The sequence below is a fragment of the Stenotrophomonas sp. EMP41 genome, from assembly GCF_047495535.1.
GTDB lineage: Bacteria > Pseudomonadota > Gammaproteobacteria > Xanthomonadales > Xanthomonadaceae > Stenotrophomonas > Stenotrophomonas sepilia.
On sequence record NZ_CP179923.1, the window covers coordinates 1,430,852 to 1,445,807 of the forward strand.

The window sequence follows — 14,956 nt, forward strand, 5'->3', positions numbered from 1 at the left end:
GAGTAATGCCGTGAACGAGGTCGTACAGTCCCCCGCCATCCAGCCGCTGCCGAAGTCGGCACCCACGGCTGGCAAGCAGAACCTGCTCGACCTCGATCGCGCGGGCCTGGAGAAGTTCTTCGTCGAGGTTCTCGGCGAGAAGAAGTTCCGCGCCCACCAAGTGATGAAGTGGATCCACCATCGCTACGTCACCGATTTCGATGAAATGACCGACCTCGGCAAGGTCCTGCGCGCCAAGCTGCAGGCCCATGCCGAGGTGCTGGTTCCGAACATCGTGTTCGACAAGCCTTCCGCCGACGGCACCCACAAGTGGCTGCTGGCGATGGGCGTGGATGGCAAGAACGCCATCGAGACCGTGTACATCCCGGACAAGACCCGCGGCACGCTGTGCGTGTCCTCGCAGGTCGGTTGCGGCCTGAACTGCACGTTCTGCTCCACCGCCACCCAGGGCTTCAACCGCAACCTGACCACCGCCGAGATCATCGGCCAGGTGTGGGTTGCTGCACGCCACCTGGGCAACGTGCCGCACCAGATGCGCCGCCTCACCAACGTGGTGATGATGGGCATGGGCGAGCCGCTGATGAATTTCGACAACGTCGTGCGCGCCATGAGCGTGATGCGCGACGACCTGGGCTACGGCCTGGCCAACAAGCGCGTGACCCTGTCGACCTCCGGCCTGGTGCCGCAGATCGACCGCCTGTCTGCCGAAAGCGACGTGTCGCTGGCGGTGTCGCTGCATGCGCCGAACGACGCGCTGCGCGAGACGCTGGTGCCGCTCAACAAGAAGTACCCGATCGCCGAGCTGATGGCCTCGTGCGCACGCTACCTGCGCGCCAACAAGCGCCGCGAGTCGGTCACCTTCGAATACACCCTGATGAAGGGCATCAACGACAAGCCCGAGCATGCCCGCGAGCTGGCCCGCCTGATGCGCCAGTTCGACAACGCGGTGCAGGCCAAGGATTCGGGCAAGGTCAACCTGATCCCGTTCAACCCATTCCCGGGCACCCGCTACGAGCGTTCGGAAGAGGCGCACATCCGTGCCTTCCAGAAGATCCTGCTCGACAGCAACGTGCTGACCATGGTCCGCCGCACCCGTGGCGACGACATCGATGCCGCCTGTGGCCAGCTCAAGGGCCAGGTGATGGACCGCACCCGCCGCCAGGCGGAGTTCAACAAAACGCTGCAGGCGGGGAAGGGGAGCGATGCCGCGGCCTGACCGCCTCTGGCTGGTTCTGTTCGCAGGCGTGCTGGCCGTTGCGGTCGGCGGCTGCAAATCCCATCCCAAGGCCAAGCTCGGGCCGAGTCAGGCGCCGGTCTATTCGGTGGGTGACCCGGAAAGCGTGCGGCGCGAAGTGCGCTGGCGCGACCTGTTGACCCTGGCGACCCGTGACATGCAGGTCGGCAATCTCGACGCCGCCGAGCGCAAGGTGCGCGAAGCGCTGAAGCTGGCGCCCGAGGCGCCCGATGCGCTGGTGCTGCAGGCCGGCATCGATGGCCGTCGTGGCCGCACCCGCCAGGCGGGCGACCATTTCCGCAAGGCCGCCGAGCTGGCGCCGCAGCGCGGAGACGTGCTCAACAACTACGGTGCCTGGTTGTGCCAGCAGGGCCAGCCGGCCGAATCGCTGGTCTGGTTCGACCGGGCGCTGCAGGCGCCAGGCTATGCCACCCCGGGCGAAGCGCAGGCCAATGCCGGCAGCTGCGCGCTGGACGCTGGGCAGCTCGAACGTGCCGAGCGCGACCTGCGCGCGGCACTCGTCGCGGCGCCGGCCAACCCGGTTGCGCTGGAGTCGATGGCCCAGCTGAGCTTCCGCCAGGGCCGCTATATGGAGGCCCGGGCCTTCGCCGAACGTAGGATTGCGGCTGCACCCGCAACGCGTTCCGTGTTACAACTTGCGTCTCAAATCGAAGCGAGGCTGGGCGATCGGGCGGCATCTGATCGCTATCTGCAGCGGATTCGACAGGAATTTCCGCAGGAAGCGGGCTCCTAACTCCAGGGTTGATGCATTGTGATTGATGACCAGACTGTGAGCGCTCTCGAGACTGCGGCCGGCTGCGGCACCCGCCTGCGCCAGGCCCGTGAAGCGGCCGGACTGACCCTCGAAGATGTCGGCTCGCGCCTGCGCATGCCGGTCCAGGTGGTCAAGTCCCTGGAAGAAGAACAATGGCAGAAGCTGGGGGCGCCGGTGTTCGTGCGCGGCCAGCTGCGCAGCTATGCGCGCCTGCTCGACGTGGACGTGGGCGAGCTGCTGGAACAGGCCCAGGTCGGCCCGGTGGTTCCGCCCACCCTGGTCAGCCATACCCATACCCCCCGTGCGCGCCGCATTGCCGAGAACCTCGGCCGGCGCGTGCTGTATGTCGGCATCACCGCCGTGCTGGCGGTGCCGGTGTGGTTCGCCACCCGTGGCCACTTCGACGGCAGCGCGAACCCGTCGCCGAGCACCGCCTCGCTGGACGTGATCCCGGCCGCCGTGCCGGTCACGCCGTCCGCAGCCGGTAGCGAGACGGCCGCCCCGGCCGAAGCGGCCACGGCCCCGGCCAGCAAGCCGGCGGCCACCCCTTACGTCGCCTCGCTGGCCCCGGTGCCGCGCCCGGCGCCGGCCCCGGCTGCCGGCAATGCGCTGGAAATGCAGTTCAGCGGCGACAGCTGGGTCGACATCGGCGGCCCGGACGGCAGCACCGTCGAGAAGGCGCTGATCAAGTCCGGCGAGACCCGCAGCTTCACGCCGGGCCAGGTGACCCGGGTGACCCTGGGCAACGCCTCGGCGGTCCAGGTTCAGCAGAACGGCGCTATCGTCGATCTGACCCCCTACCAGCGAGCCAACGTGGCACGCTTTCAGGTATCCTCTGAAGGCTCCGTAGTCCCGGTTTCGCACTGAGGCGCGGTTTCACCACCTTCGATTAAACCCAATGGTCCCTCCCGACGGGCGGGGCGAGAGTACGCATGGCGATCGACGATCTGCTCGACGAGCACGAACAAAGTGAACGCGTCCGCAGCTGGCTGCGGAAGAATGGCGCCAGCATCCTCGGTGGCGTAGTCATCGCCATCGGTGCCATTGCCGGCTGGCAGTGGTACCAGAAGGAGCAGGGCAGCAAGCTGGCCTCGGCCAACGTCGAGTACCAGAAGGCCCTGCAGGGCCTGCAGCAGAACAAGCTCGACGACGCCGCCAAGGCGGTCAAGGCGCTCGAAGCCGGCCCGTCCAGCATCTACGGCGACCTCGCGGCGCTGCAGCTGGCCAAGGCCCAGGTCGACGCCGGCAAGAACGAAGAGGCACTGGCCACCCTGCGCAACGTGAAGGTCGAAGGCGACCTGCAGCGCGTGGTCGACCAGCGTGTGGCCCGCCTGCTGGTGGCCACCGGCAAGAGCGACGAGGCCATCAAGCTGCTGGGCAGCGCCACCGACAGCAGCAGCCTGGAAATCCATGGCGATGCGCTGATGGCGCAGGGCAAGCGTGATGAGGCCCGCGTACAGTACGAGAAGGCGCTGAAGACGCTGGACGTGGCGGCGCCGCAGCGGCGCCTGCTGGAAACCAAGGTTATGGACGCCGGCGGCACCGTTGCCGCCCCTGCGGAGTCGGTTTGATGAGTCAGAAGGTCATGATCACCCGCGTCGCCACCGTGCTCCTGATGGGCATGGCCCTGACCGGCTGCGGCACCATGAAGGGCTGGTTCGCCGGCAAGGACGCGGCGGCGAAGAAGGCACAGGAACCGGCTGAGCTGGTCAAGTTCGAGCCGACCGTGAAGGTCAGCAAGATCTGGTCGGTCAACCTCGGCAAGGGCGAGCGTCGCATCGGTGTGCGCCAGGGCCCGGCGGTGGCCAACGGCCACGTGTTCGCTGCGGCGATCACCGGTGGCGTGCACGCCATCGACCTGCAGACCGGCAAGAAGGTCTGGACCTGGGAGCCGAAGAAGGAAAAGAAGAAGGCCAAGCTGCGCCTGTCCGGCGGCCCGGGTGTCGGTGAGAACCTGGTCGTGATCGGCACGCTGGATGGCCAGGTCATCGCGCTGGACATCAACGACGGCAGCGAGAAGTGGCGCGCCCGTGTTCCGGGTGAAGTGATCGCCGCGCCGGCCGTTGCCCAGGGCATGGTCTACGTGCGCAGCAACGACGGCCGCGTGACCGCCTTCGATGTCGGCAACGGCACTCAGAAGTGGTTCAACCCGAGCGAGCTGCCGGCGCTGACCGTGCGCGGCAATGCGCCGGTGGTGACCGGCCCGGGCGTGCTGTTCATCGGCAAGGACGAGGGCGCGGTTGCGGCCCTGGCCCAGCAGGATGGCCGCACCCTGTGGGAGCAGAACCTGGGCAACGGCGAAGGCCGTACCGAGCTGGAGCGCATGGCTGACGTCGACGGCGCGCCGGTGCTGGAGGGCAACACCCTCTACGTGAGCAGCTTCAAGAACCAGACCATGGCCATCGAAGGCCCGACCGGTCGCCCGCTGTGGGCGCGCGACCATGGTGGTGCGGGTGGCGTGGCGGTGTCGTCGGGCAATGTGTTCGTCACCGACAACAAGGGCGGCGTGTTCGGCCTGGACAAGGCCAGCGGCGCAGCGATGTGGTCGCAGACCGCCTTGGCCCGTCGTTCGCTGACCGGCCCGGCGCTGCAGGGCGACTACGTGGTGGTCGGCGACTACAAGGGATACGTGCACTGGTTGCAGACCTCCGATGGTGCGATGGCGGCACGGGCAAAGAGCGGTGGTGATGCCCTGCTGGCCCAGCCGGTCGTCGCAGACGGGGTGCTGCTGGTGCAGAACGTGGATGGCAAGCTGACCGCCTTCCGGTTGGCAAATTAATACGGAGTAATCGCGATGCTGCCTTTGGTCGCCCTGGTTGGACGGCCGAATGTCGGCAAGTCGACCATTTTCAATGCGTTGACCCGCACGCGTGACGCCCTGGTCCATGACCAGCCCGGCGTCACCCGCGATCGCAACTACGGCGTCTGCCGCCTCGACGAGGACAATCATTTCCTGGTCGTGGATACCGGCGGTATCGCCGGTGAGGACGAAGGCCTGGCCGGTGCCACCACCCGCCAGGCGCGTGCGGCGGCTGCCGAAGCGGACCTGATCCTGTTCGTCGTCGATGCCCGCGAGGGCACCTCGGCGCTGGACGACGAGATCCTGTCCTGGCTGCGCAAGCTGTCGCGACCGACGCTGCTGCTGATCAACAAGATCGACGGCACCGACGAGGACAGCGTGCGTTCCGAGTTCGCCCGTTACGGCTTCGGCGAGATGCTGACCGTGTCGGCCGCGCATCGCCAGGGCCTGGACGACCTGCTGGACGAGGTGATCCAGCGCCTGCCGGAAGAAGGCAGCGGCGAAGAGCTGGACAACGATCCGAACCGCATCCGCATCGCCTTCGTCGGCCGCCCGAACGTGGGCAAGTCGACCCTGGTCAACCGCATCCTCGGCGAGGAGCGCATGATCGCCTCCGACGTGCCGGGCACCACCCGCGACTCGATCGCGGTGGACCTGGAGCGTGACGGCCGCGAGTACCGCCTGATCGATACCGCCGGCCTGCGCCGCCGTTCGCGCGTGGACGAGGTCGTCGAGAAGTTCTCGGTGGTCAAGACCATGCAGTCGATCGAGCAGTGCCAGGTGGCCGTGCTGATGCTGGACGCCACCGAAGGCGTGACCGACCAGGACGCCACCGTGCTCGGTGCGGTGCTCGACGCCGGCCGCGCGCTGGTGATCGCCATCAACAAGTGGGATGGCCTGACCGAGTACCAGCGTGAGCAGGCCGAAACCATGCTGTCGCTGAAGCTGGGCTTCGTGCCGTGGGCCGAGTCCGTGCGCATCTCGGCCAAGCATGGTTCGGGGCTGCGCGAGCTGTTCCGCGCGGTGCACCGCGCGCACGAATCGGCGAACAAGACCTTCACCACCAGCGAAGTGAACAAGGCGCTGGAAGTGGCCTACGAGACCAACCCGCCGCCGACCATCCGCGGCCATGTCTCCAAGCTGCGCTACGTGCACCCGGCCGGTTCCAACCCGCCGACCTTCATCGTGCACGGCACCCGCCTGAAGGAGTTGCAGGAGTCGTACAAGCGCTACCTGGAGAACTTCTTCCGCAAGCGCTTCAAGCTGATCGGCACGCCGGTGAGCTTCATCTTCCGCGAGGGTACCAACCCGTACGAGGGCAAGAAGAACGTCCTCACCGAGCGGCAGATCAAGTCCAAGCGGCGCTTGATGAAGCACGTCAAGGGCAAGTGATTCACGGGAAGGCGGCCGCAGGGCCGCCTTTCTTGTTTGTGGTAGTGCCGGCCGCTGGCCGGCAACCTCGCGTCATCCCGCGCGTTCATGGCCATGCCGGCCAGCGGCCGGCACTACCCCGTGTTTGCAGGTATCGGTCAAGGCGGCCTGCCGCCACGTGCGCGATAATGCGGCCATGAGCATCCAAGAGCTTTCCCCCGCGCAGGCGCGCGAACGCCTGGCCCACGGCGCGGTGCTGATCGATGTGCGCGAGGCGCATGAACGGGCCGGGGGCATGGCCGAGGGCGCGCGCGGCGTGGCCAAGGGCGAGCTGCAGGCCGACCCGGCCGCGCATCTGCCGCGGCACGACCAGGAGATCCTGCTGATCTGCCAGAGCGGCAAGCGCTCGGCCGATGCCGCGCAGTGCCTGCTGGAGGCCGGCTACACCCACGTCGCTTCCGTGACGGGCGGCACCGTGGCCTGGCGCGAGCAGTCGCTGCCACTGGTGCAGCCGCTGGCCAGTGCCGCCGACCGCGATTTCTATGATCGCTATTCGCGCCACCTGCTGCTGCCGCAGGTGGGCGAGGCCGGCCAGCGCCGGCTGCAGCAATCACGCGTGCTGGTGCTGGGCGCGGGCGGTTTGGGCGCGCCGGCTGGTTTTTACCTGGCGGCAGCCGGCGTAGGGCGCCTGCGTTTCGCCGACCACGACCGCGTGGAGCGCAGCAACCTGCACCGCCAGATCGTGCATACCGAAGCCAGCGTCGGCCAGCTCAAGGTCGACTCGGCGCGCGAGCGGCTGCTGGCGTTGAATCCGTCGATCGAGGTTGAGGCGGTGCCGGAGCGGGTCACGTCCGAGAACGTGGACGCGCTGCTTGAGGGCGTGGACGTGGTGCTGGACGGCTCGGACAACTTCCCGCTGCGCTACCTGCTCAACGACGCCTGCATCAAGCACGCCAAGCCGCTGGTGTATGCCGCCATCGAGCGCTTCGACGGCCAGGTCAGCGTGTTTGACGCTGGCCGCCAGCGTGGCGTGGCGCCGTGCTACCGCTGCCTGTTCCCCGAGCCGCCGCCGCCGGAGTTTGCGCCGAACTGCTCGGAGGCCGGCGTGCTGGGCGTGCTGCCCGGCCTGGCCGGGGTGCTGCAGGCCACCGAGGTGCTGAAGCTGCTGCTGGGCATCGGCGAGCCGCTGGTCGGCCGCCTGCTGCGCTTCGATGCGCTGGGCATGCGCTTCCGCGAGACCGGCATCCGGCCGGACCCGCAGTGCCCGGTGTGCGCGCCGGGCGTGCCGTTCCCGGGGTATATCGATTACGCCGCGTTTTGCCGGGGTGGCTCTCTGTAGAGCCGAGCCCGTGCTCGGCTGCTTCCCGCACACAGCAGAAGCAGCCGAGCGTGGGCTCGGCTCTACAGCGACGCGCAATGGTTTCGGGATGATGCTGGGGCGGGCCCCCACCATCGTTCCACCTTCAAGACAATCCGGCGCAACATGCGTGCTATTGCCGTCATCGGCATTGCTCTATTGTTGAACCCGATTCTGGATCTTGGGGAACACACCGCATGGCGGTAGAAGCAGCGACCAGCGAGCTGGTCAAGGTCGTCGCCCTGCTGGGCGCGGCGGTGGTGATGGTGCCCTTGTTCCGCCGGGCCGGCCTGGGCTCGGTGCTGGGCTACTTCGCTGCCGGCCTGGCGATCGGACCGTTCGGCCTGGGCTGGTTCTCCGACCCGCAGGCGATCCTGCATACCGCCGAGCTCGGCGTGGTGATGTTCCTGTTCGTGATCGGCCTGGAAATGCGGCCTTCGCACCTGTGGAGCCTGCGCAAGGAAATCTTCGGGCTGGGCACGCTGCAGATCGTCACCTGTGCGCTGGTGCTGACCAGCATCGCCAAGCTGTTCGGCCTGCCGTGGCAGGTGGCCTTCATCGGCGCCACCGGTTTCGTGCTCACCTCCACCGCAGTGGTGATGCAGCTGCTGGCCGAGCGCGGTGACATCGCGCTGCCGTCGGGGCAGAAGATCGTTTCGATCCTGCTGTTCGAAGACCTGCTGATCGTGCCGTTGCTGGCGCTGGTGGCCTGGATGGGCCCGAGCGCGGGCAGTGCCGACGGCGAGGGCTCGCGCTGGCTGTCGGTGGCGATCGGCGTCGGCGCCATCGTCGGTCTGGTGCTGGTTGGCCGCTTCCTGCTCAACCCGCTGTTCCGCGTGCTGGCCGAATCGAAGGCGCGCGAGGTGATGACTGCCGCCGCGCTGCTGGTGGTGCTGGGTGCGGCGCTGCTGATGCAGTTGTCCGGCCTGTCGATGGCGATGGGCGCGTTCCTGGCCGGCGTGCTGCTGAGCGAATCGACCTTCCGCCACCAGATCGAGGCGGACATCGAGCCGTTCCGCGGCATCCTGCTGGGCCTGTTCTTCCTCAGCGTCGGCATGGCGCTGGACCTGGGTGTGGTGGCCGGCAACTGGCAGCTGATCCTCGGCCTGGTGCTGGCGTTGATGGTGGCCAAGGCGCTGTGCATCTACGTGGTCGCGCGCATCATGGGCAGCGACCACGCGCAGGCGCTGGATCGCGGCGTGCTGATGGCGCAAGGCGGCGAGTTCGCCTTCGTGCTGTTCTCCGCTGCCGCATCGGCCGGCGTGATCAACCTGGAGATCAATGCCAACTTCACCGCCGTGGTGGTGCTGTCGATGGCGCTGACCCCGCTGGTGGTGCTGCTCTACAAACGCATCGCGCCGAAGCCGACGGTGAACATGGACGGCGTGGACGAGGCCGAGGGCCTGTCCGGCAGCGTGCTGCTGATCGGCTTCGGCCGCTTCGGCCAGGTCGCCAGCCAGTCGCTGCTGGCGCGCGACGTGGACGTGACCATCATCGACAACGATGTGGAGATGATCCAGAGCGCGGCGCGCTTCGGTTTCAAGATCTACTACGGTGACGGGACGCGACTGGACGTGCTGCATGCCTCGGGCGCGGCCACCGCGCGTGCGATTGCGGTGTGCGTGGACAAGGCCGAGGCGGCTGATCGCATTGTTGAGCTGGTGTCGCACGAGTTCCCGCAGGCCAAGCTGATGGTGCGTTCGTTCGACCGCGAGCATTCGCTGCGGCTGATCCATGCCGGTGTCGATTTCCAGATCCGCGAGACGTTTGAGTCGGCGGTGTTGTTCGGCCAGGCCGCGCTGGTGGAGCTGGGTGCGGATGAGGATGACGCGGTGGAGATTGCCGAGCAGATCCGTCGCCGCGATGCCGAGCGTTTCGAGCTGGAGATTGCCGGTGGTGGCTTGAATGCCGGCGCCAAGATGGTGTTTGGCAACTCCGGCCAGGGCGTGCCGACGCCGACGCCGTTCACCGCGCCGAAGCGGGCGAGCAAGACGCTGAACCCGCAGGATGTGCCGGAAGAGGAAGAGTAGAGCCCGGTAGTGCCGGCCGCTGGCCGGCAAATACGGAAACGTTCCGACGTCATGGGGTTGCCGGCCAGCGGCCGGCACTACCGTGTGGGGAATTGCCGAAGCCGGCAGATACGGAAACGTTCCGACGTCATGAGGTTGCCGGCCAGCGGCCGGCACTACCGTGCGGGGAATTGCCGAAGCCGGCGGTTGGTCGTGCCGGCCGCTGGGCGGCAGATGCGCAAGCGTTCCGACGTCATGGGGGTGCCGGCCAGCGGCCGGCACGACCGTGTGGGGAATTGCCGAAGCCGGTGGTTGGTCGTGCCGGCCGCTGGCCGGCAGATACGGAAACGTCCCGACGTAATGAGGGTGCCGGCCAGCGGCCGGCACTACCAGGCAGGTAGGGGATCGCCGAAGCCGGCGGTGGGCGAGGGGGCCTGAATCAGGGACAATAGCGTCCCCGCCGCCCCACGCCTGCCCCGATGACCGATTCCGCCGCCCCGCAACCTGCCCGCATCCTTGATGGCCGCCGCATCGCCGAGGACCTGCTCGACAGCCTGAAGGTGCGCGTCGACGCCCGCGTGGCCGCCGGTGGCAGCCGCCCGGGCCTGGCTGTGGTGCTGGTCGGTGGCGACCCGGCCTCGACCGTGTACGTGCGCAACAAGCGCCGTGCCGCCGAGAAGGTCGGCATCGAGGCACACGATTACGATCTGCCGGCTGGCACCACCGAGGCCGAGCTGCTCGACCTGATCGACCAGCTCAACGCCGATCCGAAGATCAACGGCATCCTGATCCAGCTGCCGCTGCCGGGCATCCCGGACGCGCGCCGGCTGATCCAGCGCATCGACCCGCGCAAGGACGTGGACGGCTTCCACCCGGAAAACGTTGGCCACCTGGCCCTGCGCGAGTTCGGCCTGCGCCCGTGCACCCCGCGCGGCATCACCACGCTGCTGGGCCACACCGACCAGCCGGTGCGCGGCCGCAACGCCACCATCGTGGGCGTGAGCAACCACGTCGGCCGCCCGATGGGCCTGGAGCTGCTGATTGCCGGCTGCACCGTGACCAGCTGCCACAAGTTCACCCCCAAGGACGTGCTGGAACAGGCCGTGCGCAATGCCGACATCCTGGTGGTGGCGGTGGGCCGGCCGGGCATCGTGCCGGGCGAGTGGGTGAAGCCGGGTGCGGTGGTGATCGACGTGGGTATCAACCGGTTGGACGACGGCCGCCTGGTGGGCGACGTCGGGTTTGAGGCGGCTGCCCAGCGGGCCAGCTGGATCACCCCGGTGCCGGGCGGCGTGGGCCCGATGACCGTGGCTACGCTGATGCAGAACACCCTGGAAGCGGCGGAAGCGCTGAGCTGACCTGCTGTTGGCACCCTCCAAGGGCGGCGCCGGGCCTTGGGCCTGCTGTAGAGCCGAGCCTATGCTCGGCTCATCGCGGTCTGGCGGAAAGCAGCCGAGCGTGGGCTCGGCTCTACAGGTGAGCGGGTGCGACACTGTGTCGCGCGAAGTTCCAGTTCTGGTCAGCAAAACTGCTGTTCTTGGCTCCTGAAAAGGGGTAAAATGTCGCGCTTCCCCACATCTCGGGTATGCCGATGCTGCGCATCCAGGCTGAAGCACTCACTTACGACGACGTCTCGCTCGTCCCCGCCCACTCGACCATCCTGCCCAAGGACGTCAACCTCGAAACGCGGTTGACCCGAGACCTGAAGCTGAAGCTTCCGATCCTGTCCGCCGCCATGGATACCGTCACCGAAGCCCGCCTGGCCATCGCCATGGCCCAGCTCGGCGGCATGGGCATCATCCACAAGAATCTCAGCCTGGAACAGCAGGCCGCGGAAGTGGCCAAGGTCAAGAAGTTCGAGGCCGGTGTCATCCGCGACCCGATCACCGTCGGCCCGGAAACCACCATCCGCGACGTGCTGGCCCTGACCCAGGCGCACAACATCTCCGGCGTGCCGGTGGTGGGCAGCGACGGCCAGCTGGCCGGCATCGTGACCCACCGCGACATGCGCTTCGAGACCGAGCTGGACGATCCGGTCCGCCACATCATGACCAAGAAGGATCGCCTGATCACGGTCAAGGAAGGCGCCGCGTCTGACGAAGTGCTGCAGCTGCTGCACCGCAACCGCATCGAAAAGGTGCTGGTGGTCAATGATTCGTTCGAACTGCGTGGCCTGATCACCGTCAAGGACATCCAGAAGAACACCGACTTCCCGAACGCTGCCAAGGATCTGTCGACCCGCCTGCTGGTCGGCGCTGCCGTCGGCGTGGGTGGCGATACCGATCGCCGCGTGGAAGCACTGGTCGCCGCCGGCGTGGACGTGATCGTGGTCGATACCGCGCACGGCCACTCGCAGGGCGTGCTGGACCGCGTCAGCTGGGTCAAGAAGAACTTCCCGAACGTGCAGGTCATCGGTGGCAACATCTGCACCGGCGAAGCCGCACTGGCGCTGCTGGACAGCGGCGCGGACGCAGTGAAGGTCGGCATCGGCCCGGGCTCGATCTGCACCACCCGCGTCGTCGCCGGCGTCGGCGTGCCGCAGGTCACCGCCATTGATCTGGTGGCCGAAGCGCTGCAGGACCGCATCCCGCTGATCGCCGACGGTGGCATCCGCTACTCGGGCGACATCGGCAAGGCGCTGGCCGCCGGTGCCTCGACCATCATGGTCGGCGGCCTGCTGGCCGGTACCGAGGAATCGCCGGGCGAGACCGAGCTGTACCAGGGCCGTTCGTACAAGAGCTACCGCGGCATGGGTTCGCTGGCTGCCATGGAGAAGGGTTCGAAGGACCGCTACTTCCAGGACGCCGCCACCGCCGACAAGCTGGTGCCGGAAGGCATCGAAGGCCGCGTGCCGTACCGCGGCCCGGTGGGCGGTATCATCCACCAGCTGATGGGCGGCCTGCGCGCCACCATGGGCTACGTGGGCTGCGCCACCATCGACGAGATGCGCAGCAAGCCCAAGTTCGTGAAGATCAGCGGCGCCGGCCAGCGTGAGAGCCACGTCCACGACGTGACCATCACCAAAGAGCCGCCGAACTACCGCGCCTGATGCGCTTGCGAACTGCTCTTGCGATTACGGGCAGCCTGCTGATGGCAGGCTGTTCGTTGTCCGAACCGCCGCCGCGCTCCGGGTCTCCGGGCGCGGCGGTTTCGCAATTGCAGGACGTACAGGCCTGCCAGAACGCGTTCTCGCTGCCGAAGGGCTGGCAGGTGCAGGCCGCCGGCGAGCAGCGCTGGCTGTTGAAAGGCACCGGCGAGCGCCCGCTGCAGGTCATCCTGCGGTGCGTTACCGATCTGGGTGACAGGCTTGAAGATCCTGTGGTCACCGCCGAGCTGGGGCCGCTGGAGCCGAAACGGATGAGCGCGCAGTCCGCGTTCTGGGGCAACGCCGTGGATTCCGGTTACCCGATGCACGCCTTTCAACGGCGCATCGTGCCCGGCACCGAAGTGCAGGAAATCGCCGAACTGCCGCGCGCCGACCGCGCCAACCCCAACGCACCGCACGGCCTGCTGATGCTGCGCTGGGACGAGGAAGACCCCTCACATATTCAACAACGCGAGGCGTTCATCGCCACGCTGACGCAGAGCCTTGAAGCGCCGGGCTCTGCGAAAAACACCACTGGAACGGCACCATGACCAACATCCATAACGACAAGATCCTCATCCTCGATTTCGGCGCGCAGTACACGCAGCTGATCGCCCGCCGCATCCGCGAGCTGGGCGTCTACTGCGAAATCTGGGCGTGGGACCACAACCCGGCCGAGATCGCCGCGTTTGGCGCCAAGGGCATCATCCTGTCCGGTGGCCCGGAATCGACCACGCTGCCGGGCGCCCCGGCCGCGCCGCAGGAAGTGTTCGACAGCGGCCTGCCGATCTTCGGCATCTGCTACGGCATGCAGACCCTGGCCGCGCAGCTGGGTGGTGCCACCGAAGCGGCTGACCAGCGCGAGTTCGGCCACGCCGAAGTGAACGTGATCAACCCGGATGCACTGTTCAAGGGCCTGAGCGACCACGGTGGCGAGCCGAAGCTGAATGTCTGGATGAGTCACGGCGACCACGTCTCCGTGGCACCGCCGGGTTTCACCATCACCGCCACCACCGACCGTATTCCGGTGGCCGCCATGGCCAACGAAGAAAAGCGCTGGTACGGCGTGCAGTTCCATCCGGAAGTGACCCACACCCTGCAGGGCCAAGCGCTGCTGCGCCGCTTCGTGGTGGATGTGTGCGGCTGCCAGACCCTGTGGACCGCCGCCAACATCATCGACGACCAGATCGCCCGCGTGCGCGAACAGGTGGGCGATGACGAAGTGATCCTGGGCCTGTCCGGCGGCGTCGATTCGTCCGTGGTGGCCGCGCTCCTGCACAAAGCCATCGGCGAGAAGCTGACCTGCGTGTTCGTGGATACCGGCCTGCTGCGCTGGCAGGAAGGCGACCAGGTGATGGCGATGTTTGCCGAGCACATGGGCGTGAAGGTGGTGCGCGTGAATGCCGCCGACCGTTACTTCAAGGCGCTGGAAGGCGTGAGCGACCCGGAAGCCAAGCGCAAGATCATCGGCAACCTGTTCGTTGAGATCTTCGATGAAGAGTCGAACAAGCTGAAGAACGCCAAGTGGCTGGCGCAGGGCACCATCTACCCGGACGTGATCGAGTCGGCCGGCAGCAAGACCGGCAAGGCGCACGTGATCAAGAGCCACCACAACGTGGGCGGCCTGCCGGAGCACATGAAGCTGGGCCTGGTGGAGCCGCTGCGCGAGCTGTTCAAGGACGAAGTGCGCCGCCTGGGCGTCGAGCTCGGCCTGCCGCGTACCATGGTCTACCGCCATCCGTTCCCGGGCCCGGGCCTGGGCGTGCGTATCCTGGGCGAAGTGAAGCGCGAATACGCCGAGCTGCTGGCCAAGGCCGATGCCATCTTCATTGATGAGTTGCGCAAGGCCGATCTGTACGACAAGACCAGCCAGGCGTTTGCCGTGTTCCTGCCGGTGAAGTCGGTGGGCGTGGTGGGCGATGCGCGCGCTTATGAGTGGGTGATTGCGCTGCGGGCCGTGGAGACGATCGACTTCATGACGGCGCATTGGGCGCATCTGCCGTATGAGTTCCTGGGTACGGTGAGCAACCGGATCATCAATGAGTTGCGGGGGGTGTCGCGGGTTGTCTATGACATCTCGGGGAAGCCCCCGGCGACTATTGAGTGGGAATGAGTTGGAAAAACGAGGGCGCCGAGAGGCGCCCTTGTTGTATGTCAAGTGCTCCTGCAAATGGCGCGCGCTTGTTAGCCGATTGCCGCTGATCATCCCCGGTCAGTCATGCTGACCATCTGCGAACGGGCCAAGGTTCAGAGTAGGGTGGCCAGACGCCGCTAATGGGGCAATTGCGTGGGAAATGCCGCATTTAATGGCTATGATTACCGCAT

Annotated in this window: 12 protein-coding genes; all 12 read left to right on the forward strand. The window is 67.1% G+C overall.

Annotation, left to right across the window (positions count from 1 at the left end):
- Positions 1-10: 10 nt before the first annotated feature.
- The 12 genes from rlmN to guaA all read left to right on the forward strand — a co-directional run bounded on the left by rlmN (position 11) and on the right by guaA (position 14,744).
- Entirely contained in the window at positions 11-1,216 is a 1,206-nt protein-coding gene (gene rlmN / locus ACMGRF_RS06595) for a 23S rRNA (adenine(2503)-C(2))-methyltransferase RlmN (RefSeq protein ID WP_005409296.1), read from the forward strand.
- Entirely contained in the window at positions 1,203-1,988 is a 786-nt protein-coding gene (gene pilW / locus ACMGRF_RS06600; RefSeq protein WP_111190844.1) for a type IV pilus biogenesis/stability protein PilW, read from the forward strand. The genes rlmN and pilW overlap by 14 nt, the downstream gene beginning before the upstream one ends.
- A gap of 18 nt (positions 1,989-2,006) precedes the next feature.
- Positions 2,007-2,876: a RodZ domain-containing protein gene (locus ACMGRF_RS06605; protein ID WP_049438678.1), complete on the forward strand. Its 870-nt coding sequence runs from the start codon at positions 2,007-2,009 to the stop codon at positions 2,874-2,876.
- Positions 2,877-2,941: 65 nt separating this feature from the next.
- Entirely contained in the window at positions 2,942-3,580 is a 639-nt protein-coding gene (locus ACMGRF_RS06610; RefSeq protein WP_049413005.1) for a YfgM family protein, read from the forward strand.
- Positions 3,580-4,788: an outer membrane protein assembly factor BamB gene (gene bamB, locus ACMGRF_RS06615; protein WP_180880016.1), complete on the forward strand. Its 1,209-nt coding sequence runs from the start codon at positions 3,580-3,582 to the stop codon at positions 4,786-4,788. Before ACMGRF_RS06610 ends, bamB begins: the two co-directional genes overlap by 1 nt.
- A gap of 15 nt (positions 4,789-4,803) precedes the next feature.
- The gene (gene der, locus ACMGRF_RS06620; RefSeq protein WP_414485720.1) at positions 4,804-6,201 is read left to right on the forward strand and encodes a ribosome biogenesis GTPase Der; all 1,398 of its coding nucleotides are present in this window, start codon (positions 4,804-4,806) and stop codon (positions 6,199-6,201) included.
- 175 nt (positions 6,202-6,376) lie between these two features.
- On the forward strand, positions 6,377-7,519 hold the full coding sequence (moeB, locus tag ACMGRF_RS06625) for a molybdopterin-synthase adenylyltransferase MoeB (protein ID WP_414485721.1): 1,143 nt from the start codon (positions 6,377-6,379) through the stop codon (positions 7,517-7,519).
- Positions 7,520-7,734: 215 nt separating this feature from the next.
- Positions 7,735-9,567, forward strand: a complete 1,833-nt coding sequence (locus ACMGRF_RS06630) for a monovalent cation:proton antiporter-2 (CPA2) family protein (RefSeq protein WP_262222918.1) — start codon at positions 7,735-7,737, stop codon at positions 9,565-9,567.
- 458 nt (positions 9,568-10,025) lie between these two features.
- Positions 10,026-10,904, forward strand: a complete 879-nt coding sequence (folD, locus tag ACMGRF_RS06635) for a bifunctional methylenetetrahydrofolate dehydrogenase/methenyltetrahydrofolate cyclohydrolase FolD (RefSeq protein ID WP_180880012.1) — start codon at positions 10,026-10,028, stop codon at positions 10,902-10,904.
- A 233-nt stretch (positions 10,905-11,137) separates the two neighbouring features.
- Positions 11,138-12,595, forward strand: a complete 1,458-nt coding sequence (gene guaB / locus ACMGRF_RS06640; RefSeq protein WP_032958143.1) for an IMP dehydrogenase — start codon at positions 11,138-11,140, stop codon at positions 12,593-12,595.
- Positions 12,596-12,702: 107 nt separating this feature from the next.
- Positions 12,703-13,182 carry a hypothetical protein gene (locus ACMGRF_RS06645; RefSeq protein ID WP_134709317.1) on the forward strand — a complete coding sequence of 160 codons (480 nt, stop codon included), beginning with the start codon at positions 12,703-12,705 and terminating at the stop codon, positions 13,180-13,182.
- The gene (gene guaA / locus ACMGRF_RS06650; protein WP_142234605.1) at positions 13,179-14,744 is read left to right on the forward strand and encodes a glutamine-hydrolyzing GMP synthase; all 1,566 of its coding nucleotides are present in this window, start codon (positions 13,179-13,181) and stop codon (positions 14,742-14,744) included. Before ACMGRF_RS06645 ends, guaA begins: the two co-directional genes overlap by 4 nt.
- Positions 14,745-14,956: the final 212 nt, after the last annotated feature.

Bases quoted from the DNA above. Each gene is read 5' to 3' on its own strand.
- pilW (WP_111190844.1), top strand. From the start codon at position 1,203: ATGCCGCGGCCTGACCGCCTCTGGCTGGTTCTGTTCGCAGGCGTGCTG.
- ACMGRF_RS06610 (WP_049413005.1), top strand. From the start codon at position 2,942: ATGGCGATCGACGATCTGCTCGACGAGCACGAACAAAGTGAACGCGTC.
- bamB (WP_180880016.1), top strand. From the start codon at position 3,580: ATGAGTCAGAAGGTCATGATCACCCGCGTCGCCACCGTGCTCCTGATG.
- der (WP_414485720.1), top strand. From the start codon at position 4,804: ATGCTGCCTTTGGTCGCCCTGGTTGGACGGCCGAATGTCGGCAAGTCG.
- moeB (WP_414485721.1), top strand. From the start codon at position 6,377: ATGAGCATCCAAGAGCTTTCCCCCGCGCAGGCGCGCGAACGCCTGGCC.
- ACMGRF_RS06630 (WP_262222918.1), top strand. From the start codon at position 7,735: ATGGCGGTAGAAGCAGCGACCAGCGAGCTGGTCAAGGTCGTCGCCCTG.
- folD (WP_180880012.1), top strand. From the start codon at position 10,026: ATGACCGATTCCGCCGCCCCGCAACCTGCCCGCATCCTTGATGGCCGC.
- guaB (WP_032958143.1), top strand. From the start codon at position 11,138: ATGCTGCGCATCCAGGCTGAAGCACTCACTTACGACGACGTCTCGCTC.
- guaA (WP_142234605.1), top strand. From the start codon at position 13,179: ATGACCAACATCCATAACGACAAGATCCTCATCCTCGATTTCGGCGCG.